The organism is Paraburkholderia sp. RL17-368-BIF-A, assembly GCF_046054045.1.
Lineage (GTDB): Bacteria > Pseudomonadota > Gammaproteobacteria > Burkholderiales > Burkholderiaceae > Paraburkholderia > Paraburkholderia graminis.
Map to the genome: position 1 here is coordinate 76,438 of NZ_JARESN010000014.1, position 20,334 is coordinate 96,771.

The following is a 20,334-nucleotide window of genomic DNA, read 5'->3' on the forward strand; positions in this document are numbered from 1 at the left end:
CATGTCCTCACGCCGTCAATTTCTGCGAGTCGCCGCTGCGGGCGCGGGCGCGATTCTCGTGTCGCCGCGCATCGCGTTTGCGAATGTGGTCAGCGAGCGCCGTTTCGTGTTCGTGATTCAGCGCGGCGCGGCCGATGGCCTGAACATCGTCGTGCCGTACGCGGAACCTGCCTATGCGAAGTTGCGCGGCGCGCTCGCAATCGATCCGTCGAGCGCTCACCGGCTCGACGGCAGCTTTGCGCTGCATCCCGCGCTCACGCAGATGGCCGCGATGTACGCGGACCGTCAGGCGCTGTTCGTGCACGCGGTGGCGTCGCCGTATCGCGATCGCTCGCATTTCGACGGACAGAACGTGCTCGAGACCGGCAGCGCGTCGCCGTATCAGGTGAAGGACGGCTGGCTGAACCGGCTCGCCGCGCTGCTGCCCGCCGCGCGCGAGACGGCAATCGCCTTTGCGCCCACCGTGCCAATGGCGCTGCGTGGCACGGCGGCCGTCACGTCGTACGCGCCGTCCGCGTTGCCGCCGGCGCCCGACGATCTGCTGATGCGCGTCTCGCAACTCTACGACGACGACGCGCAGTTGCGCCCCTTGTGGGAATCCGCGATGACGGCACGCGGTCTCGCGGGCGACGCCGGCGCGCGCCAGGACCCCGCGAGCCTCGGCAAACTGGCGGCCGGATTTCTCGCACGCGACGACGGTCCGCGCATCGCAATGATCGAGACCGGCGGCTGGGACACGCATAGCGCGCAGAACGCGCGTCTTGCCAATCAGTTGAAAGCACTGGACACGATGCTCGCGGCATTGCGCGACGGCATGGGTCCTGCGTGGAGCAAAACCACCGTGCTGGTGGCGACCGAGTTCGGCAGGACTGCGGCCGCGAACGGCACCGAAGGCACCGACCACGGCACGGGCTCGGTAGCGATGGTGCTGGGCGGCGCGGTGGCGGGCGGCCGTGTCGTCGCGGACTGGCCGGGCCTCACGCCTCGCGATCTCTATGAGGCCCGCGACCTCAAGCCGACCGCTTCGCTCGATGCGCTGATCGCCGGTGCCGCGAGCGAAGCACTCGGTCTCGATCCGAAGCACACGGCGCGCGTGCTGTTCGGCCGCGCGGCTGCGGTGAAGCCGTTCAGCGGTATCGTTCGCGCGTAGTCGATACGCTCCGGCTGCGTGCCAGCCGGAGCGCCTCCCTCTCTCCTTCCTCCTCACATCTGCGGCAAGCAGATCGTTCCCCCGCAGCGGGCGCTCACGCGAGATTCAAATTTTTTTCGCGTGAGCCCTACGCAAGCGGCCGTTTCCTGCCGACATCCAGGCATGGGTTGCAGTGAGCAGCCAGCGGGAAAATTGACCGCGCCCCATTATTCGTGGCGATCGCCTCGTCGGCGCCCAACGCCGATTGATAAGGATGGCGAACGAATAAAGGCAGCGCTGTTTTCCCCATCCGCAACCACCTCTGATTTCACCGATTTTTGTCCGGGCCTCCCCGGCGTTGGATTGTCTTGCCATGGTTAAACGACGTGAGTTTCTCGGCTTGCTGACGGCTGTCAGCGGCAGTTATGTGCTGAGCGCATGCGGCGGCGGTGGCGGTGGCAGCGGCGACGGCAAGGGGACGAGCGCGGGCGTGACGACCAGCGCGACGTCCAGTTCAACGAGCGCGGCGTCGGGAACCACAAGCACTACAGGCACCACAGGGACCACAGGCACGACCTCGGCGACCGACAGCACCGGGGCCACGCAGAGCAACGCAACGTCGAGCGGATCGAAGGGCAACAACGGAGCGTCGAATACGTCGAATAACGACGCATCCGGGTCCGCGCTCGCGTCGGCGGATGGCACGGCGATTCCGCCCGCGGCATCGGTCATCGACAATCAGGCGGCGGTGTGGACCGTCGTCGGCGGATCGGTCTACCGCAACGGCGCGAAGGCCGGCAACACGTTCAGCGTGTCCTTGCTGCTGTGGTCCGGCGGCGTGATCTATCACCAGGGCACGGGCGGGCAGTTCTACGGCTGGAGCGGCTCCGCGTGGTACGCGTGCGCCGATCCGCGCCTCGGCGGCACGTCGCTCGACGGCACGACGATTCCTGGCGCGTCGCGCATCATCGACAGAGTAGGCGCAATCTGGACCGTCGCGAACGGCGTCGTTCTGCGCAACAACGCCGCGGTCGGCGTGAGCTCCAACGTGTCGCTGCTGCTGTGGTACGGCGGCAAGCTGTGGTGCCGCGCAGCGGGCGCGCAGTTCTACGTGTGCAACGATATCGACCAATGGCTGCCGTGCGCCGATCCACGTATTCCGGTGGCGGCCGCTAGCGGCATGTTCCATGGCATCAACGGACACTACGACTATCGCTACACGCCCGCGCAGGTCGTGTCGATCATGCAGAACATGGGCTGCTCGACATATCGCGTCGGCGTCACCGACGACCCCACCGAACTCACGGCCGTCGTCAGACTCGCGCAGGCTTTCCAGGCGGCGGGGCTCACGCTGTTCGTGGTGATCCAGATCGGCATGCGCGACGCCAACGGCGCGCTGCTCGCGAGCGAATCGGCGGCTTATGCGCGGGGGCATTCGTGCGGCGTGACAGTCGCCGGCGCGCTCGCGCCATACGGCGTGGTCATGTACGAGTGCGGCAACGAATTGACTCGCGATCCCGCGATCATTCTCGACTCGACCAATGCCGGCACGAAGGCGGTCGACTTCAGCAACGCGAACTGGCCGATCATGCGCGGCCTGATGCGCGGCATGATGGATGGCGTGAAGTTCGCGCAGCCCGCGGCGAAATGCGGGATCAACTTCTGCGTCGCGGACGTCGGCGCCGCCGACGCATTGTGGGACGGCACGCAACCGGACGGCACGAGCGGCTACCCGACCGTGCGCTGGGACATGACGACGTGGCACAACTACGAGATCTACGGCGACATCTTCGACATCGGTTCGGACGGTTCGGGTCCCGGCTTCGATCTGCCGACTTACTGCAAAGCGCGCTACGGCAAGCCGTTTTTGCTAACGGAGTGGAATACCGGACCCGAAAAGACGGTGGCCTATCGCGCGGATTACATCAGCGCACGCTACGCGAGCTACTATCAGGCGAGAAAGACAAAGAACATCCAGTCGACGATGTACTACGAGCTCGATAGCGGCAACACCACGTATGGCGTGATGATCGACGGCGTGGTGGTCAATCAGACGTATAGCGCGTTCGTGAGCGCCGTCGCGAGTCATCCGGACAATTGAGCGCGACGCCGAACGATGCCTGACCGATCGGCATCACGCTTCACACTCAGTCGATGTAGCGCAGCCCCAGTTGCCGCAACGGCTCGCGCATCTGATACATGTCGAGGCCCAGCACGCCGGAGGCGAGCTTCGCGCGCTTTTGCGCTTCGTTTGCTTCGCGCGCGCTGGCCTTGTCGAGCGTCTCTTGCGCTTGCGCCGACGGCACCACGGCCACGCCGTCGTGATCGGCGACGATCACATCGCCCGGCGTCACCAGTGCGCCCGCGCAGACCACCGGAATATTCACGGAGCCGAGCGTGGCCTTGATCGTGCCCTTCGCCGAGATCGCCTTGCTCCACACAGGGAAGCCCATGTCGGTGAGCACGGTCACGTCGCGCACGCCTGCATCGATGATGAGCGCCCGCGCGCCGCGCGCCTGGAAACTCGTGGCGAGCAGGTCGCCGAAATAGCCGTCGGTGCAGTCGGCGGTGACGGCGGCCACGACCACATCGCCCGGTTGAATCTGTTCGGCCGCGACGTGCAGCATCCAGTTGTCGCCGGGATGCAGCAGCACCGTGACGGCGGTGCCCGATGCGTGCGCGCCGGTGTAGATCGGCCGCATGTACGGCTTCATCAGGCCGACGCGTCCCATGGCTTCGTGAACGGTTGCGCTGCCGAGCGCGCCGAGTCCTTCCGCGACGCGGCTATCCGCGCGCGCGATGTTGCGATAAACCACGCCGAGTTCAAACATGTTCAACGTCCTTGTGCTTTGAGTGCGGCATCGAGGCGCGGATAGACGCGCCGCGCGTTGCCTTCATAGATCTTGTCGCGCTGTTGCGGATTCATCTCCGCTGCTTCGACATAGCGCTTCGTATCGTCAAAGTAGTGGCCGGTTTGCGGATCGATGCCGCGCACCGCGCCGATCATTTCGCTGGCAAAGAGAATGTTGTCGACGGGAATCACTTTCGTCAGCAGGTCGATGCCCGGCTGGTGATAGACGCAGGTGTCGAAGAAAATGTTCTTCAACAAATGCTCTTCGAGCAGCGGCTTTTTCATTTCCTGTGCAAGGCCGCGGAAACGTCCCCAGTGATAGGGCACTGCGCCGCCGCCGTGAGGAATCACGAACCTGAGCGTGGGGAAGTCGCGGAACAGATCGGACGTGAGGCATTGCATGAACGCGGTGGTGTCCGCGTTCAGGTAATGCGCGCCGGTGGTGTGAAAGCAGGCGTTGCAACTCGTGCTGACATGGACCATCGCGGGAATGTCGTACTCGACCATCTTCTCGTAGATCGGATACCAGTAGCGATCGGAGAGCGGCGGACTCGTCCAGTGTCCGCCCGATGGATCGGGGTTCAGATTGATCGCGACATTGCCGTACTGCTCGACGCATTTCACGAGTTCGGGAATACAGGTGGCGACGTCCACGCCGGGGCTTTGCGGCAGCATCGCAGCCGGAACGAAGTTCTCGGGAAACAACTGGCTCACGCGATAACACAGTTCGTTGCAGATCGCGGCCCATGTGCTCGACACGTTGAAGTCGCCGATGTGATGCGCCATGAAGCTCGCGCGCGGGCTGAAGACGGTGAGGTCGAGGCCGCGTTCGCGCATCAGGCGCAACTGGTTGGTTTCGATTGACTCGCGCAGTTCGTCGTCGCTGATTTGCAGTTCGGACGGCCTGGGCGCGTCAGTGGGATTGCCGAGCGCGGCGATCTGGCGATTGCGCCATGTTTCAAGCGCTTTCGGTGCGGTCGTGTAGTGACCGTGAATGTCGATGATCATGCAAGTAGTCCGAATTAAAATGCGGTGTGATGTGTCGTCAGCGCGACGCGGTTTCTGTAGCCGACGCCGCCGCGAGCAAAGGCTCCGCGTCGCCGCCCAACGCCTTCGTCACGCGCGCGGCGAATTCCAGCAGGCGCGGGCGATAGCGCTCCATCTCCTCCATGCCCATGCGCGCGGAGGGTCCGACGATGCCGAGCGCGCCGACGAGTTCCTGGCCGACGCGGAACACGGGTGCCGATATGCCCGAGGTTTCGCGGTCGCGTTCGCCCATCGACAGATACACGTAGCGCGAGCGCACGGTCTCGTACGGCTCGCCGGGTTCGCCGGCGAACGCGAGCAGCACGCGGCCGCCCGCGCCGCGTTCGAGCGGCTGTGTGTCGCCTTGCTGCACTTCGGCGCGGATCGAGTGGCGCGACGCGATGCGATAGAGGCACACGCGGTGATCGCGCTCGCGCACATGAAACGAAACGGCCTCGCCGGTTTCCTCGCTCAATTCCTTCATCGCGGGCAGCAGGATGTCGCGCAGATCGAAGCCGGCTTCATAGACCGCGCTCAGATGCATCGCGGCCGAGCCGATCCAGTAGCGCCCGTCGTCGCGGCGAATCAGAAGCTGGTGATGACACAGCGCCTGCGCGAGTCGCGACAGCGTGCTCTTGTACAGCCCCGTGCGTTCGGAAAGCTGCGTCAGCGTGAGCGGTTCGTCATTGCGGCGAAACGCAAAAAGGATCGACGCCGCGCGGTCCAGCACGTCGATGCCGCTCGAGGTGACGCCTTGCGGCGTGCGCGCCGTCTCGCTACTGCGGGCCATGATTCGCTCCGGTGTTTGTTCTATTGGATAGAACCAATAATCGTTGGATGGAACAATGCTAGTCCGATCGCCTCGTGCCGTCAATCGCGGATGCAGGAGCCTCGTCGGTAATATCCCTGAGCGACAGCGCCGGATGGTATCGCTACCATCGCGTCTATCACGACAGCGCCGTCCCGCGACCAAGCCTTGTGGCGGGATGGTAGCGATACCATGGAGACATCAGTGGCGAACCGCAAAACATCCGAGCAGTTGCGCAGTTATCGCTGGTATGGCGTGAACGACCTTCGCTCGTTCGGTCATCGGTCGCGGACGGCGCAAATGGGCTATCACGCGTCCGATTACATGGGCAAGCCGGTGATCGCCGTCGTCAATACGTGGAGCGAGATCAACTCGTGCCATACGCATTTCAAGCAGCGCGTCGAGGAAGTGAAGCGCGGCATCTGGCAAGCCGGCGGCTTTCCGGTCGAGATGCCGGTAATGACTTTGGCCGAGCCGTTCCAGAAACCGACCACGATGCTGTACCGCAATTTCCTCGCGATGGAGACGGAGGAAATCCTGAAGTCGTATCCGTTCGACGGCTGCGTGCTGATGGGCGGCTGCGACAAGACCACGCCTGGCCTGCTGATGGGCGCGATCAGCATGAACCTGCCGGCGATCTTTCTGCCGGCAGGTCCGATGCTGCGCGGCAACTGGAACGGCCGCACGCTCGGCAGCGGTTCGGACACCTGGAAATACTGGGCCGAACTGCGCGCGGGCAACATCACCGAGGACGACTGGAAGGGCATCGAGAGCGGCATCGCGCGCTCGCCTGGCCATTGCATGACGATGGGCACCGCATCGACCATGACCAGCGCGGCCGAAGCGCTCGGCCTCACGCTGCCGGGCTTTTCGTCGATTCCCGCCGTCGACTCGCGGCATGCGCAATTCGCGTCGCTGACCGGGCAGCGCATCGTCGAGATGGTGTGGACCGACCTGAAGCCGTCGGACATTCTCACCGCGAAATCATTCGATAACGCCGTCACCACCGTGCTCGCGATGTCGGGGTCGACCAATGCGATCGTGCATCTGGTGGCCGTGGCGCGTCGCGCCGGCATCGACCTGACGACCGCGCGCTTCGACGAACTGTCGCGCATCACGCCTGTGATCGGCAATCTGCGGCCGTCGGGTCAGTACCTGATGGAAGACTTCTTTTACGCGGGCGGCTTGCGCGCGCTGCTGGTGGAACTGGGCGATCTGATAGACGGCTCGCAACTGACGGTCAACGGCGCGACGCTCGGAGAAAACATTTCGGGTGCCGAAATATTCAACGACGACGTGATCCGTCGACGCAGCAATCCCGTCGTGGCAAGCGACGGCCTCGCCGTGCTGGCCGGCAATCTCGCCCCCGACGGCGCGGTGATCAAACCGGCCGCGATGGAAGCGCATCTTCTCAAGCATCGCGGTCCCGCCGTGGTGTTCAAGGACTATGCGGACATGGCGGCGCGCATCGACATGGAAGAGCTCGACGTGAGCGCCGATTCGGTGATCGTCCTTCAGCACGCGGGGCCGGTTGGCGCACCGGGCATGCCCGAATGGGGCCAACTGCCGATTCCGCAAAAACTCCTGAAGCAGGGCGTGCGCGACATGGTGCGCATCTCCGACGCACGCATGAGCGGCACGAGCTACGGCGCATGCGTGCTGCATGTGGCGCCCGAGTCGTTCGTCGGCGGCCCGCTTGCGCTCGTGAAGGACGGCGACATGATCGAACTCGACGTGGCCGCGCGGCGTTTGCATCTCAACGTCACCGACGAAGAACTCGCCGCGCGCAAAGCAGCGTGGCAGCCGCCGAAACTGCCATTCGAGCGCGGCTTCGGCGTGATGCATCAGTTGCATGTGTTGCAGGCGAATAAAGGCTGCGACTTCGACTTCCTCGAAGAGCCGCTGAAGGCCACGGCTTCGCGCGACACGGCACAAAGCGCGCCGGACGCGAAACGCGGCGAACCCGAGATCCACTAATTCAAACGGAGTCCTTCATGACCGCATCCGAAATCGTCGTGAGCGAAGCGACGCTCGAACAGTTGAGGCACGTCAGCACCGCTACCTTGACCACGCAACTCTTCAAGCGCGGCTTGCGCAACGTGTTCTTGCAAGGCGTGGCGCCGCTCGTGAAGCCCGCGCCCGGCGCGCCGAATGTCGTGGGTCCCGCGTTCACGCTGCGCAATATCCCGGCGCGCGAAGACCTCGATCACGTCGGCGTGTTTCAGGACCCGGATCATCCTCAGCGCAAGGCCGTCGAAACGGCGCCTGCCGGCAGCGTGCTCGTGCAGGACTGCCGCGGTGAGCGATCGGTGGCATCGGTCGGTTCGATTCTCGCGTTGCGTCTTGCGAAGCGCGGCGTCGCGGGCATGGTGTCGGACGGACCCGTGCGCGACAGCGGCACCATCGCGGCGCTCGGCTTGCCGATCTGGTGCGCGGGCGCGAGCGCGCCGCTCAATCTCGCGAAACATCATGCCGTCGATATGAACGTGCCGATCGCGTGCGGCGGCGTGGCGGTGTATCCGGGCGACATCGTCGTCGCGGACGTGGACGGCGTCGTGATCGTGCCGCGTGAAATGGCCGCCGATGTCGCGCGCGATGCCGCCGAGCAGGAGCAGCTCGAAGTGTTCATCGCCGCGCGCATCGAAGAAGGCCGGCCATTGCGCGGCACTTATCCGCCGAACGAGGAAACGCTGGCCGCGTACGCGCAATGGCGTGCGCAACGGCCATAAGCGGCGTGGCATCTGCATCTGCATCGCCGAATCGAACGACGCTTGATTGATCCATCGCAGGAAACAGGCTCGCGCAAAACACGCGGCCGTAGGAGACGTTGTGAGCACCATGACACCGGCCATCGCCGAATCGCGCCTGATCAACCGCCTTGCCCTGCGTTTGATGCCGCTGCTGGGGCTGCTTTATCTGGTTGCCTATATCGACCGCTCCAATATCAGCTTTGCGAAGCTGCAAATGCTCGGCAGCCTCGGACTTTCCGAGGTCGCGTATGGTCTGGGCGCGTCGCTGTTCTTCATCGGCTATCTGATTTTCGAAGTGCCGAGCAATGTGATGCTGCACAAGTACGGCGCGCCGCGCTGGATGGCGCGCATCATGTTGACGTGGGGCGTGGTGACGATATTGCTCGCCTTCACGCAGAACGCGACGATGTTTTACGTGCTGCGTTTTCTGCTCGGCGCATCGGAAGCGGGTTTATATCCTGGCGTGATCTATTATCTGACGCTGTGGTTCCCGTCGCGGCATCGCGTGCGCATGCTCGGCTATTTCACGGTGGGCAGCAGTCTCGGCAATATGGTCGGGGCGCCGATTTGCGGCTGGCTGCTCGACAAGGGCGGGCTCGCGGGGCTGGACGGCTGGCAACTCGTGTTCATCGTCACCGGGCTGCCGTCGGTGCTGTTGACGGTGGTGGTGCTGTTCCTGTTGCCGTCGTCGCCGAAAGAAGCCAAATTTCTTTCCGCCGACGAGAAGCAGTGGCTCACGAACACGCTCGATGCCGAGCGCGCGCAGATCAAGGCGAGCGTCGCGACGCACGGTTCGCTGTTGAGCGTGTTGACCGAGCCGCGCGTGATCGGCATGGCGCTCTACTACATGATGCTGTCCATTTCCGTCTACGGCGTGAGCTACTGGTTGCCGACGCTCGTGAAGGGCTTTGGCGTGAGCAATACGACCAACGGTTTGCTGAACATCATTCCGTGGCTGATGGCGACGATCGTACTCGCATGGTTGCCTTCGAAACTGCGCGACACCGGCAATCGCGCGCTCATCGCAATGCTGGTTTCGGCACTGCTCGGCGTGATGTGTTTCGCGAGCGCCGTGTTTCTGCCGACCAACACGCTGCGCTTTATCGCGCTGTGTTTCGGCGCGCCGTGCATGTATCTGCTGATTCCGTGCTTCTGGACCTTGCCGCCGAAATTCCTGTTCGGCGCGCGTGCCGCGGCCGGCATTGCCGCGATCAATTCGCTCGGCAACATCGGCGGCTTCATCGCGCAGAACCTCGTGCCGTGGGTTCGTCAAACGACGGGCAGCGTGAAGGCGCCGATGATGATTCCCGCGACCTGTCTGCTCGTATTCGCTATCGTCACGGTTTTCATCTTGCGCCGCGACCGAGGCGCCCGTGTCGCGCAAAGCGGGGTCGCGGTGACTGAGTAAGCCACGACGCGCAGCGCTCAATGCATGTCGCGCGAGTGCCCGAGCCGTCTGCGATAGGGCGCGGTTTAGAATACGCGCGCGATCCATCTTCTCCTGTCAGCCACCATGCCGAATAAAGAACCGCCCGCTGCCGCCGGCGCTGAGTTGCCCGACGCGGCGGCGCCCGTCCGGCGCATGCGCGGCGGTCCCAAGGGCTTGCGCATCACCGATGTCGCCGCGCAAGCGGGCGTCGCGCCGATCACGGTGTCGCGCGTGTTCAACAGCCCCGAGACGGTCGCGCCGGAAACGCTCGAACGCGTGCGGCAGGTCGTGCAAAAGCTCGGCTATGTGCCGAACCGGCTCGCGGGCGGCTTGTCGTCGTCGCGCTCGCGGCTCATCGCGGCGATCGTGCCGACCATCGCGCATTCGCTGTTTTCCGAAACCATTCAGGTATTCAGCGAGACCATGTCGCGCGCCGGCTACCAGGTGCTGCTCGCGCTGAGCGGCTACGACGATTCGAGCGAAGAGGCTTTACTCGACGCAGTGCTGAGCCGCCGTCCCGAAGGCGTACTGCTGACGGGCGTCGCGCATACCGATTCGCTGCGCGAGCGGCTTGCGAACGTCGGCATTCCGATTGTCGAGACGTGGGACATGACCGATCGACCGATCGACATGCTGGTCGGCTTTTCGCATTACCAGATCGGCGTCGCGGTCGCCGAGCATTTTCTGCAAAGGAATGTGCGCAAGCCAGGGCTCGTGTCCGCTAACGACGAACGCGCGCTCGCCCGTCGCCGCGGTTTTCGTGAGCGGCTCGCGCAGGCGGGCATATCCGGGATTGCCGAAGTACTCGTCGCGCCGCCGAGTTCGGTGGCGCTCGGCAAGGCGGCGCTGCCTCGTTTGATCGAGCAGGCGCCGGATATCGACGCCGTGTTTTGCGGCTCGGATCTGCTCGCGATCGGCACGTTGAGCGCGGCGAGGCAAATGGGGTTGAGCGTGCCGTCGCGATTGGCGATCTGCGGATTCGGCGATCTCGAGTTCGCGACGGAGACGACGCCGCAACTTACTTCGGTGCATGTCGATGGCACGCGCATTGGAGTCACGGCCGCGCGGTGTCTGCTCGATCGGCTTAGTGGGTCGGGGCAGAGCAAGGTGACCGATGTGGGGTTTGAGGTCGTGCGGCGTGGTAGTAGTTGAAGTGGGTTTTTCTGGTGGTTAATGACTCAGATGATTGATACGCGTGAACAGATCAAGCAGCGCCTTTTGGTCCTCGTCGGGCTGAACGTTAGTGGCGTGGGACACGCAGCGGAGGACGAAGCGCCAAACTATAAAACGTGTCGGCGCATGGTCAGTTCAAACGATTGAGGTCGGGGATAACGGTATGGTGCGCATCGGCTTGTCCGGAGATGTCCGGATTTCGATCACCACTGACGGAATATCGGACGAGGAGGACTGGCGGTTCTTTGCTTCGGGATCGGATGCTAAGCACTTTGTGATTACAGGTGGGAAGGTGGATCCTTGGTCTTTATCGTGACTGGCCGTCGCAAACAGGATCGTCTGGGGGAGGAGAGTTGCTTTGCTTCGTAAGACGGTACTGACGCAAGGCGCACAAACCGGGCGATCTGAAGGACCGCGATGCGACAAGAAGCCTGAAAAGGCGATGCAGCGAATTCAGCCCGCGGACTTGTCTGAGCTGCTAAACGGCGATGACGACGGGCGAAACGCGTGGACTTCATCGTGAGGTCGCGAAGCTACGTGCATGTTCACGCACGGCTCGAATGATTTTTTTCTGAGAGGATCAAACGCGCCGCCACACCCCGCTTGCTGTGCGCATGGCGGCGCGCGCCACGCCCTCGACTGATCCCCCTTGTATGACCGCAGAAATGTGCGTCGCGAATAGTTTGCCGTGCACTTCTGTCAAGATTTGTTGCTTCCCGCCTATCCCGAATTAAATTCGTTGACCTTATTGAACTTAAATGGTCAGTTAACGGGTTTGGCAGCTGAACGCTGCGTCGCTGGTCTTTTCAGGGAGCGGGGAGTGGCAGAGTTTGATCCATTACGGCAGGGCGTCACCGGACGCCAGGCGTATTTTCTCGACGTGCCCGGCACGGACAGCGCGGCGGCGCTCTCGGTCGTGTCATTCACGGCAACCGAAAAGATGGGCGCACCGACCGAAGTGTGCCTCGAGTTGACCCACCCGCAACAGCTCGCGCGCGCCGAATACCTCAGCCGCGATGCGTCATTTTCGATCGAGCCGGACGACGGTGCGCCCCGGAAATTCTCAGGCTTCATTGCGCGGTTTTCGACGGTTCAAACGACGAAAGATTTCACGAAATATCAGGTTGTCCTGAAGTCACGCATCGGGCGGCTCGAGGCCGTCACCCGGAACCGGATATTCCAGCACGCGAGCACGCCCGAGATTATCGCGGCGATCCTTCGCGGTCACGGGCTGAGGGAACATCAATTCCTGTTCCGTCTGCGCGGGCAGTACCGCAAGCATCTGTTGCGCATGCAGCACCAGATGAGCGACCTTGCTTATGTGCACATGCTCGCAGAGAAGGCGGGCCTGTACTTCTACATCGTGGAAACGGAATACGGCGACCAGGTTGTAGTGGGCGACGACGTCGACCATTACATTTACGAAAGTCCGCAACGCATTCTGCCGTACCGCGAAGCGGCGGGACTCGAAGCGGGCGGCGTCGAGGCGGTAACGGCGGTAAAGACGCATACCGTGACCGTGCCGCAGTCGTTCACGGTCGCGGACTACAACCCGCACCAGGCCTGGGAGCGTTTTCGCGACACGTCCAACGTTGCGCCCGACGATTCCACGACCTACGGCCAGCCCTACGTCTACGGCACGCACCATCTGGACCAGGCGGGCGCGAAGTGGGAAGCACAATTGCGGCATGAAGCGGCCATCGCCTGGCAGGTAGTTTATGAAGGTGAAAGCAATCTGCTGGCGTTGCAACCGGGCTATGTGCTGGAAACAGACATCGTCTTGCCCGATGCCCCCAAGGGCCAGCTGATCGTCGAGGTCACGCATAGCGGCGCGCGCGATGCATCCTATACGAACAGCTACCGGGCGATTCCCGCCGACCGTCGATTCCGGCTCAAGCTCGAGCCGCAAACCTGGGCCAAAGTGACCGGCACACTCAGCGCGCGTGTGACGAGCCCGGACAAATACACCTACGCATACGTCGATAAAAACGGCCACTACACGGTCCGTTTCGATTCCGATTTCGAAACGTGGCCGAATGGCGGCGAGAGCGTACCGCTGCGGCTGGCAAAGCCGTTCGCGGGCAAGCTGCAAACCGGCATGCACTTCCCCGCGCTGGACGATGCAGAAGCGGTGATTACCTGCCGTGACGGCGATCCGGACAAGCCCGAAATCATCGCGTTCCACCACCACAGCCAGGCGCGCGATCTTGTCACAAACGACCGGCGCTGGCTCTCGCGCAACATGATCCGCACGCAGGCGAACAACAAGCTGCGCATGGAGGACTGGGCGGGCCAGGAAGGGATCAAGCTCAGTACGGAACACTCGGGCAAGTCGCAACTAAACCTCGGCTATCTCGTCAACAGCAAGCTGGAATACCGGGGTGAAGGCTATGAACTGAGGTCATCGGGCTGGGGTGTGCTTCGCGCAGGCAAGGGCCTGATAGTCACGACTTACGACCGCCCTGCTGCCAACGGCAAGCAGCTCGACATGCAGGAAACCATCGCGCAGCTTGAAAGCGCGCTGGAGCTTGCGAAGGCGCTAGCTAGTTCAGCCAGCAGCGCGAAGGCCGAACCTGCCGACACTGATGCGCAGCGGCAGATGAAGGAGGATTTCGACGGCCTGAAGAAGCCGGGACTGCTGATGAGCACGCCCGCATCGGCGGGTATCGTCGCGGGCGGTGGCGTGCAGTTCGCGGCGCAGGGCGATATCAGCACGGTGGCCGGCAAGAACGCCGACTGGAGCGTGCTGAAGCGCTTCACGGTCGCAGCGGGCGAGAACATCTCACTGTTCGCACAGCAACTCGGCAGCAAGATTTTTGCGGCCAAAGGCCCCGTCGAAATTCAGGCACAGAGCGATGCCATGTCGTTGCTGGCCGCACAAGACCTGACGATGGCGAGCGTCAACGGCACTGTGCGCATCAGTGCGAAGAAGGAACTCACGCTCGAGTCAGGCGGCGCGTTCATCCAGTTGAAGGACGGCAGCATCACGCTGGGCGGCCCGCTCGATCTGTTCATCAAGACCATTACGGTCCAGAAGCAGGGGAAAGCGTCGCTGAACATGCCGCTGGACCTCAACCATCCGTCGCTGGCCGGTATGCCAACCGTGCCGCTGACGTTTTACGCGAGCTCATCGCCAGCTTCGCGCGCGGCGATTCCAGTCAACATGCCCTACAGCCTGTTCGCTGGTGACTCGCTGGTGAAGCAGGGTGTATTCGATGAAACCGGCCTGCTTCAGGTCGATCATCATCCCACGACGCGGCAGTACACGCTGAAGCTTGCGAACGGGGTGAACTACACAATTCCCGTTGCTGAGCAGCACCGGGGTAATGCACAGAATGGTGCGCTCGCCAATAGCGGCTTTCAGTTTCACGAGAACGGCAAGGACCCGGATATCACGCCAGTCATTGACCGCGCCACGCATCGTGAGGATTACCGTGGTCTGCTGCACGCGGAATCCTCGCGACAATCAGGAGAATAATCATGGCGAATCCATCAAACATTGTCGTCCCCGTTGCACTCAACGAACGTCAGGGCGCCGATTTCTGCTCGCCGTGGTTCATTGACTTCACGCCTGACGGACCGTCTGAATATCATCCGCGTGCGGCCAGCTATAAACCGCTCGTGAATGGTCTGGAGGCGTTCGGGGCGCTCTATGACGCCATTGACCAGGCAACATGTAGCATCGATTACATCTGCTGGGGCTTCCAGCCATCAATGTATTTCAGACGTGACGGCAAATCGCTGCGTCTTGGCGAACTGCTCATCAAGAAAGCGACGCAGGATCACGTCAAGGTCCGTATCCTGTGCTGGCTCGACAAGGCGCATCTTGCCCAGATTGGTGAACCGTCAATGCCGATGTACGACGTCACCCGGCCACTGTCGCAAAACGAGGACAAGGACCAGCGGGCATACGATTGGAGCTGGTATTTTCGCGCGCGCATGCCTGCAAGTAGTCCTACGCAACTAGCCCGAGGTGCCTCGGCACGGAAAATTGCCTCCCAGTTTCACACGAACGGTGCGTCGAACCGTCCGTCGCTTGTTGCTGAGCCGTTGAGGGATATCGGCATCGAACTAGTGACACGGGATTTTTCATGGAATGACCGGGAAGAAATCCGGGATCGGGAAAATCTTGAGCGTCAGCTTGGTTCAGGGCCAAGCTGGATGGCGGCTAACGTCGCCTACACGGCTGAACCGTCCCACCACCAAAAAATGGTGCTGATCGACTACGAAATCCCCAAAGTGGCTGTCGGTTTCGTGATGGGGCATAACACGCTCGACGCCTATTGGGATGACGACGCGCACAGTTGCGTCAAGAAAGCACCGAATCGCGGACGCAATGGCGCGACACCGCGACAGGACATGTCGGCTATGGTGACGGGACCGATCCTCGAACATCTAAACGTGAACTTCTGCCGTGCATGGCATCGCGACGCGAAGGAAGATCTGCTCGCAAAACGGAAGGGGCTGGAGAGTCTGTTAAAGCCGCGCCAGGGGTTCGGCATGCCTGTCATGGCGCAGATCAATCGCACGCAGTCACAGGAGGGCGTGCGCAACATCAGGTCGCTCTACCTGCAGACGGTCAATAACGCGACACAATTTATCTATATCGAGAATCAGTATTTTCGCTGGCCCCTGCTCGCGGAAAAGATCAAGGACGCGGTAAACGCGCAGATTAAGGGGGGGCGCGATCCAGCCAAACCGGTTTATCTTTTTGTTGTAACGAATTCCGACGATGACGCGCTGGACAAGGGACAAGGTACGACCTACGACATGCTCAACAGTCTTGGGCAGGCGCGACAGATGCCAAAGGTTTACAGGCTGGAACGGCAGGACGCGCTTGCTACACAGAACGATGCTGTCGTGAGGAATATATTACAGGCCAAACCAGGCGCGCAGACTCGCGACGCACTCATGGACATCGATTCCGTGAACCAGCAGAAGGCAAAGCTGCGCGAGATGAAGGATGAGGATATCCCGATTCCGGAGATTCCTGGCCTGAGAACCCTTGTTTGCACGCTAGTTGCGCCAGACTCGCCTGCGGGACACTGGATGCCAGTCTATGTCCATAGCAAGATCATGATCATTGACGACGTGTTCCTCACGCACGGTTCGGCCAACGTCAACCGCCGGAGCATGGAGGTGGACAGCGAACTGAACATCTGCCATGAACGGATGGACGTGACGCAGCCGCTGCGCAGGCACCTGTGGAACATCCATACGAACGGTCAGGGGGCGCAGGACGATCCAGCAGTAGCGTTTGCTGCATGGTCGTATATTTTGAAAACGAATGAGAGCCGGCAAGGAGCGAAGAACACCTCGCCCTACGCATCGCTTATCGGTTTCAAGAGCACGACGACGAAACGTATGCGAATGGACTGAGACATGAGAACGCTGATTTATATGCTTGTGCTGGCAGGAGTGCTCGGTGCTTGCTCGAACAAGGAGAATGCAATGCCATCGCAGGCTGAAAGGAATGCTGCACGTTCGCGACTTGCCTTTACCTGTGCCCGTGAATCGGACCATCTGCCGCCACTCGATGTGCAGGCCGACGCGCTGTTCAAATATGCGGTGTTCCTTGAAAAAAGAGCAGGGTCGAAGGATTTCGATGCTGCAGCCCGCTACTACCGGATTGCCGCCGCGCATGGTAATTACAAGGCCAATCACAATTTGCAGCTTCTGGTGTCCACGGGACAGGCAACCTCTCCTGACGCAGCCAAGGAAACAATTGATCTTGCTGAACAGCAGATCACTGAGGGTATTCCTGGCGGTTATTACGACATGGGTCACTACCTCGAACGTGGCTATGGGGTAGTCAAGGATGAGAAGAAAGCGCTAGTCTTTATACGCAAGGCGGCAGATATGGGAAGCCCGGAAGCACAGGCTTACATTGCAAGAATGCTTGCACCAGCAGATCGAGCGCCAGCCATTGCGACGCAGATGCGTCAATGTGCCGTTAGTCAGGGATATGGGGAGGCAGCGATAGATCTTGGCGTGGATCTAAAAGAAAAAAAATCCTACAACGAAGCGGTTGGCGCACTTCAGGCGGGTGTAAAAGCTGGAAATGCCGAATCAGCGTTTGGCTTATGGAAGGGATTCGAGTCTCAGCCCTCGAACGAACTGTACTACCTCGGGTTACCTTCGGACTTCGAGCGCTCACGCCGATATGAGGTGATCTGGAAATTCCTCAACGACCACCACGGCCTGAATCCAAAGGTGCCAGACATCGACCAGATCGTCCCGCTGCCGCCAGCGAAGCTGCCTCCTTGGGACGGCACGTTCCAGTGGCAGAAGGAGCAGGACGCGGCTCAGCCACCACAGAAGCCCGCGGAAACACTGGTCACAAAACTGGCCCGTGAGAAGAACCTCGATCCGGCAACGGGACTACCCGTCGCACCCGCCAAAAGCGCAAAGGATGGGCGTGTGCCGTTGGGGACGGTTGCCCGCACGGGGCAGGTATGTCCGCACGACGGGCTGTGGACTGTGCAGCGATTCGCGGACGTTTCCTGTGATGCGACGCGCCGCTTCAGGAAAGGCGAGACGATGCCACAACTCGCGCTGAACGATCCCCGTCCCATTCCTGGTCTCGACTGGCTGCTCGGCATGCGCAAGTATCGGAGCGACAGGGAATGGACTCTCAAGGCTTACATCGACCAGGCGTAGTGAGATGGAAAATTTCGCTCGTGCTTTACTTGGAGTAACTGGTGCGCTCCGTTTATTCATCCATTGCCGTGGACTCGTCCCCGAGCAAATGGGACTACATCTAGCTATGCGGACCGAGCGATGACCCGGAGACGCGTGCTTGTTCTACTGTTAACCGTGCTCTGTGCGTGCACCTATAAGGAGAACACGTTAGCTTCTCTTCCCGACATGAGCGCCGTGCGCGCCAACCTTGCATTCACCTGTGTTCACGAAGTGAACCATCTGCCGCCACTCGATCAGCAAGCCGATGCACTGTTCAGTTACGGTCGCTATCTGCAAAAGCAGGATGGACCAAAGGATTTCAACGCGGTTGCGCGTTATTACCGTATCGCAGCGGCGTACGGCCACTACAAGGCGAATCACAACCTGCAACTGCTGGTTTCACAGGGGCTGGCCGATTCGCCCGATGCACCGAAGGAAACCGTTGACCTTGCCGCGCGGCTGGTCCAGAAGGGCGTGCCGGGTGGCTACTTCGACATCGGGCATTACCTGGAGATCGGCTACGGGTTGAAACTGGACAGTGAGATGGCGTTGCGGTATTTCCGCAAGGCGGCTGATCTTGGCAGTCCCGAGGCTCAGTCGTACGTAGGTGACCTTCTTGCACCGTTGGACAAAGCGCCTGCAATCGCAAAGCAGATGCGCGAGTGCGCGACTGACCAAGGCTTTAGTGACGCTGCGACTACTTTAGGCGCAGATTCGATAAGTAAAAGGCTCTATCCCGAAGCCGTGAAGGCGTTCCAAGCGGGGATAGCTGCTGGAAACACTCAATCGGCATCCTTTTTAAAGAATGCATTCGACACCGAGCCATCTGACGCGCTTTATTACGTGGGATTGCAGAAGGATTCCGAGCGGTCAAGCCGCTACGAATTGATCTGGGAATTCCTCAACAACAACGACGGCCGCAATCCCAAAGTGCCCGACATCGACCAGATCGTCCCGCTGCCGCCAGCGAAGCTGCCTCCTTGGGACGGTACGTTCCAGTGGCAGAAGGAGCAGGACGCGGCTCAGCCACCACAGAAGCCCGCGGAAAAACTGGTCACAAAACTGGCCCGTGAGAAGAACCTCGATCCGGCAACGGGACTACCACTTGCACCCGCCAAAAGCGCAAAGGATGAGCGTGTGCCGTTGGGGACGGTTGCCCGCACGGGGCAGGTATGTCCGCAAGACGGGCTCTGGACTGTGCAGCGATTCGCAGACGTTTCCTGTGATGCGCCGCGCCGCTTCGCGGTCTCCGCCTGCTGCAGCCAAATCAGGCGCAACACGTCCGCCTGATAGGCAGGCGCCACGGCGTCGAGCTTCTTCATGAACCTGGCGCGTGACCTCTTTGAAGGTCAGTGCCGCCGTCGCGATCCCGGCGAGCTTTCTGCTCGCAATCGCGTTCCTCGGCCACTCCCTTCCCCCTCCCCAGCACCGCCCAACTCGCCCGCCCACCCCACCTCTGCACGTAGCTTGTCCAGGATCATGTTCCCGATCCCGCCGCACTCTTAGAATTCCACAGCGCATGAAGTAGTGGTCTGGTCTTCATGGCGAGAACATTGTGTAGCGTTTCAGATCGGTCCACGGAAATCAGCAGATATGGTGAATAAAAAGACCTTTGAACGGGTATTGATACCCTTGGGGGCTGGGCTCTCCGCGTGCCTTTCGGGGTGCAGCAATCTCGAGCTGCTCGATCCGAAAGGCAGTATCGGCATGGCGGAGAAGTCGCTGATCAGTACGGCGACAATGGCCATGCTGCTAGTCGTCGTGCCGGTGATCGTCATGATCATCGTGTTTGCCTGGCGTTATCGCGCGAGCAATCACAACGCGACGTACGCACCGAAGTGGGCGCACTCCACCGCCATCGAAACAGTGGTGTGGACCGTACCCACGCTCATCATTCTGTTCCTCGGCATTCTGACCTGGAACACGACGCACGAACTGGACCCTTACCGGCCGATCGAATCGGCGGTCAAGCCGATCAAAGTCGAAGTCGTCGCGCTCGATTGGAAGTGGCTCTTCATCTATCCCGAACTCGGCGTTGCGTCGGTCAATCAGCTTGCAGTACCCGTGGGTACGCCGATCGACTTCAGAATCACGTCCGATTCGGTGATGAATTCCTTTTTCATTCCGCAACTCGGAAGCCAGATTTACGCAATGGCGGGCATGCAAACGCGACTGCATCTGATAGCTGATCACGCGGGCGACTACGCCGGTATCTCCGCCAATTTCAGCGGCAAGGGCTTTTCGGACATGAAGTTCCGCACGCTTGCTGTCACGCCCGCGCAGTTCGACGCATGGGTCGACAAAGTGAAAGCGTCGCCGCGCCGGCTCGATATGAACGAGTACAACTCGGTGTCGAAACCCAGCGAGAAGGAACCGGTCGGCTATTTCTCGTCGGTCGATTCGAGACTCTTCAACAACATCATTGCGAAGTACAACAACGGTAATGTTCTTGATCCGCAAAACAGCAATTGCCGCACAAAGGGTTAG

At 61.3% G+C, this 20,334-nt stretch carries 13 protein-coding genes and 1 pseudogene; 11 read left to right on the forward strand and 3 right to left on the reverse strand.

Translation table 11 applies throughout. The features are described 5' to 3' along the window. Nucleotide 1: 1 nt before the first annotated feature. Complete coding sequence (locus tag P0D87_RS22905; RefSeq protein WP_053860748.1) at nt 2-1,150, forward strand: DUF1501 domain-containing protein; 1,149 nt, start codon at nt 2-4, stop codon at nt 1,148-1,150. 352 nt (nt 1,151-1,502) lie between these two features. Continuing rightward, nucleotides 1,503-3,230 (forward strand): hypothetical protein, encoded by a 1,728-nt coding sequence (locus P0D87_RS22910; protein WP_082367106.1) that lies wholly within the window; start codon nt 1,503-1,505, stop codon nt 3,228-3,230. A 46-nt stretch (nt 3,231-3,276) separates the two neighbouring features. On the opposite strand, the gene ligK is transcribed toward P0D87_RS22910, so the two are convergent. From ligK to P0D87_RS22925, 3 genes are read right to left on the reverse strand one after another with little or no spacing between them, the layout of a single operon-like run. After that, nucleotides 3,277-3,960 carry a 4-carboxy-4-hydroxy-2-oxoadipate aldolase/oxaloacetate decarboxylase gene (gene ligK, locus P0D87_RS22915; RefSeq protein ID WP_029966178.1) on the reverse strand — a complete coding sequence of 228 codons (684 nt, stop codon included), beginning with the start codon at nt 3,958-3,960 and terminating at the stop codon, nt 3,277-3,279. Nucleotides 3,961-3,962: 2 nt separating this feature from the next. Then, the gene (locus tag P0D87_RS22920; RefSeq protein WP_053859437.1) at nt 3,963-4,988 is read right to left on the reverse strand and encodes an amidohydrolase family protein; all 1,026 of its coding nucleotides are present in this window, start codon (nt 4,986-4,988) and stop codon (nt 3,963-3,965) included. A 37-nt stretch (nt 4,989-5,025) separates the two neighbouring features. Continuing rightward, entirely contained in the window at nt 5,026-5,796 is a 771-nt protein-coding gene (locus tag P0D87_RS22925; protein ID WP_029966176.1) for an IclR family transcriptional regulator, read from the reverse strand. 210 nt (nt 5,797-6,006) lie between these two features. On the opposite strand from P0D87_RS22925, the gene araD reads away from it, so the two are divergent. The 9 genes and pseudogenes from araD (at nt 6,007) to cyoA (ending at nt 20,334) form a co-directional block, all read left to right on the forward strand. After that, entirely contained in the window at nt 6,007-7,791 is a 1,785-nt protein-coding gene (araD, locus tag P0D87_RS22930) for an L-arabinonate dehydratase (RefSeq protein ID WP_053859436.1), read from the forward strand. 17 nt (nt 7,792-7,808) lie between these two features. Next, complete coding sequence (locus P0D87_RS22935; RefSeq protein WP_029966172.1) at nt 7,809-8,543, forward strand: ribonuclease activity regulator RraA; 735 nt, start codon at nt 7,809-7,811, stop codon at nt 8,541-8,543. Between the two features lie 100 nt (nt 8,544-8,643). After that, nucleotides 8,644-9,972 (forward strand): MFS transporter, encoded by a 1,329-nt coding sequence (locus P0D87_RS22940; protein WP_053859435.1) that lies wholly within the window; start codon nt 8,644-8,646, stop codon nt 9,970-9,972. Between the two features lie 105 nt (nt 9,973-10,077). Beyond that, nucleotides 10,078-11,145 (forward strand): LacI family DNA-binding transcriptional regulator, encoded by a 1,068-nt coding sequence (locus P0D87_RS22945; RefSeq protein ID WP_053859434.1) that lies wholly within the window; start codon nt 10,078-10,080, stop codon nt 11,143-11,145. A gap of 961 nt (nt 11,146-12,106) precedes the next feature. Then, on the forward strand, nt 12,107-14,644 hold the full coding sequence (locus P0D87_RS22950) for a type VI secretion system Vgr family protein (RefSeq protein ID WP_408637051.1): 2,538 nt from the start codon (nt 12,107-12,109) through the stop codon (nt 14,642-14,644). A gap of 2 nt (nt 14,645-14,646) precedes the next feature. Then, on the forward strand, nt 14,647-16,545 hold the full coding sequence (locus P0D87_RS22955; RefSeq protein ID WP_082367105.1) for a phospholipase D-like domain-containing protein: 1,899 nt from the start codon (nt 14,647-14,649) through the stop codon (nt 16,543-16,545). 3 nt (nt 16,546-16,548) lie between these two features. After that, on the forward strand, nt 16,549-17,826 hold the full coding sequence (locus tag P0D87_RS22960) for an SEL1-like repeat protein (protein ID WP_321175868.1): 1,278 nt from the start codon (nt 16,549-16,551) through the stop codon (nt 17,824-17,826). A gap of 120 nt (nt 17,827-17,946) precedes the next feature. Beyond that, nucleotides 17,947-19,089: pseudogene (locus tag P0D87_RS22965) on the forward strand (SEL1-like repeat protein); the annotation flags it as partial. Nucleotides 19,090-19,440: 351 nt separating this feature from the next. Further along, a complete protein-coding gene (cyoA, locus tag P0D87_RS22970) occupies nt 19,441-20,334 on the forward strand; it encodes a ubiquinol oxidase subunit II (protein ID WP_053859432.1) in 894 nt (297 codons plus the stop codon).

Excerpts from the sequence above, each read along its gene's own strand:
- P0D87_RS22905 (WP_053860748.1), top strand. The coding sequence starts at position 2 with ATGTCCTCACGCCGTCAATTTCTGCGAGTCGCCGCTGCGGGCGCGGGC.
- P0D87_RS22910 (WP_082367106.1), top strand. The coding sequence starts at position 1,503 with ATGGTTAAACGACGTGAGTTTCTCGGCTTGCTGACGGCTGTCAGCGGC.
- ligK (WP_029966178.1), bottom strand. The coding sequence starts at position 3,960 with ATGTTTGAACTCGGCGTGGTTTATCGCAACATCGCGCGCGCGGATAGC.
- P0D87_RS22920 (WP_053859437.1), bottom strand. The coding sequence starts at position 4,988 with ATGATCATCGACATTCACGGTCACTACACGACCGCACCGAAAGCGCTT.
- P0D87_RS22925 (WP_029966176.1), bottom strand. The coding sequence starts at position 5,796 with ATGGCCCGCAGTAGCGAGACGGCGCGCACGCCGCAAGGCGTCACCTCG.
- araD (WP_053859436.1), top strand. The coding sequence starts at position 6,007 with ATGGAGACATCAGTGGCGAACCGCAAAACATCCGAGCAGTTGCGCAGT.
- P0D87_RS22935 (WP_029966172.1), top strand. The coding sequence starts at position 7,809 with ATGACCGCATCCGAAATCGTCGTGAGCGAAGCGACGCTCGAACAGTTG.
- P0D87_RS22945 (WP_053859434.1), top strand. The coding sequence starts at position 10,078 with ATGCCGAATAAAGAACCGCCCGCTGCCGCCGGCGCTGAGTTGCCCGAC.
- P0D87_RS22950 (WP_408637051.1), top strand. The coding sequence starts at position 12,107 with ATGGGCGCACCGACCGAAGTGTGCCTCGAGTTGACCCACCCGCAACAG.
- P0D87_RS22955 (WP_082367105.1), top strand. The coding sequence starts at position 14,647 with ATGGCGAATCCATCAAACATTGTCGTCCCCGTTGCACTCAACGAACGT.
- P0D87_RS22960 (WP_321175868.1), top strand. The coding sequence starts at position 16,549 with ATGAGAACGCTGATTTATATGCTTGTGCTGGCAGGAGTGCTCGGTGCT.
- cyoA (WP_053859432.1), top strand. The coding sequence starts at position 19,441 with ATGGTGAATAAAAAGACCTTTGAACGGGTATTGATACCCTTGGGGGCT.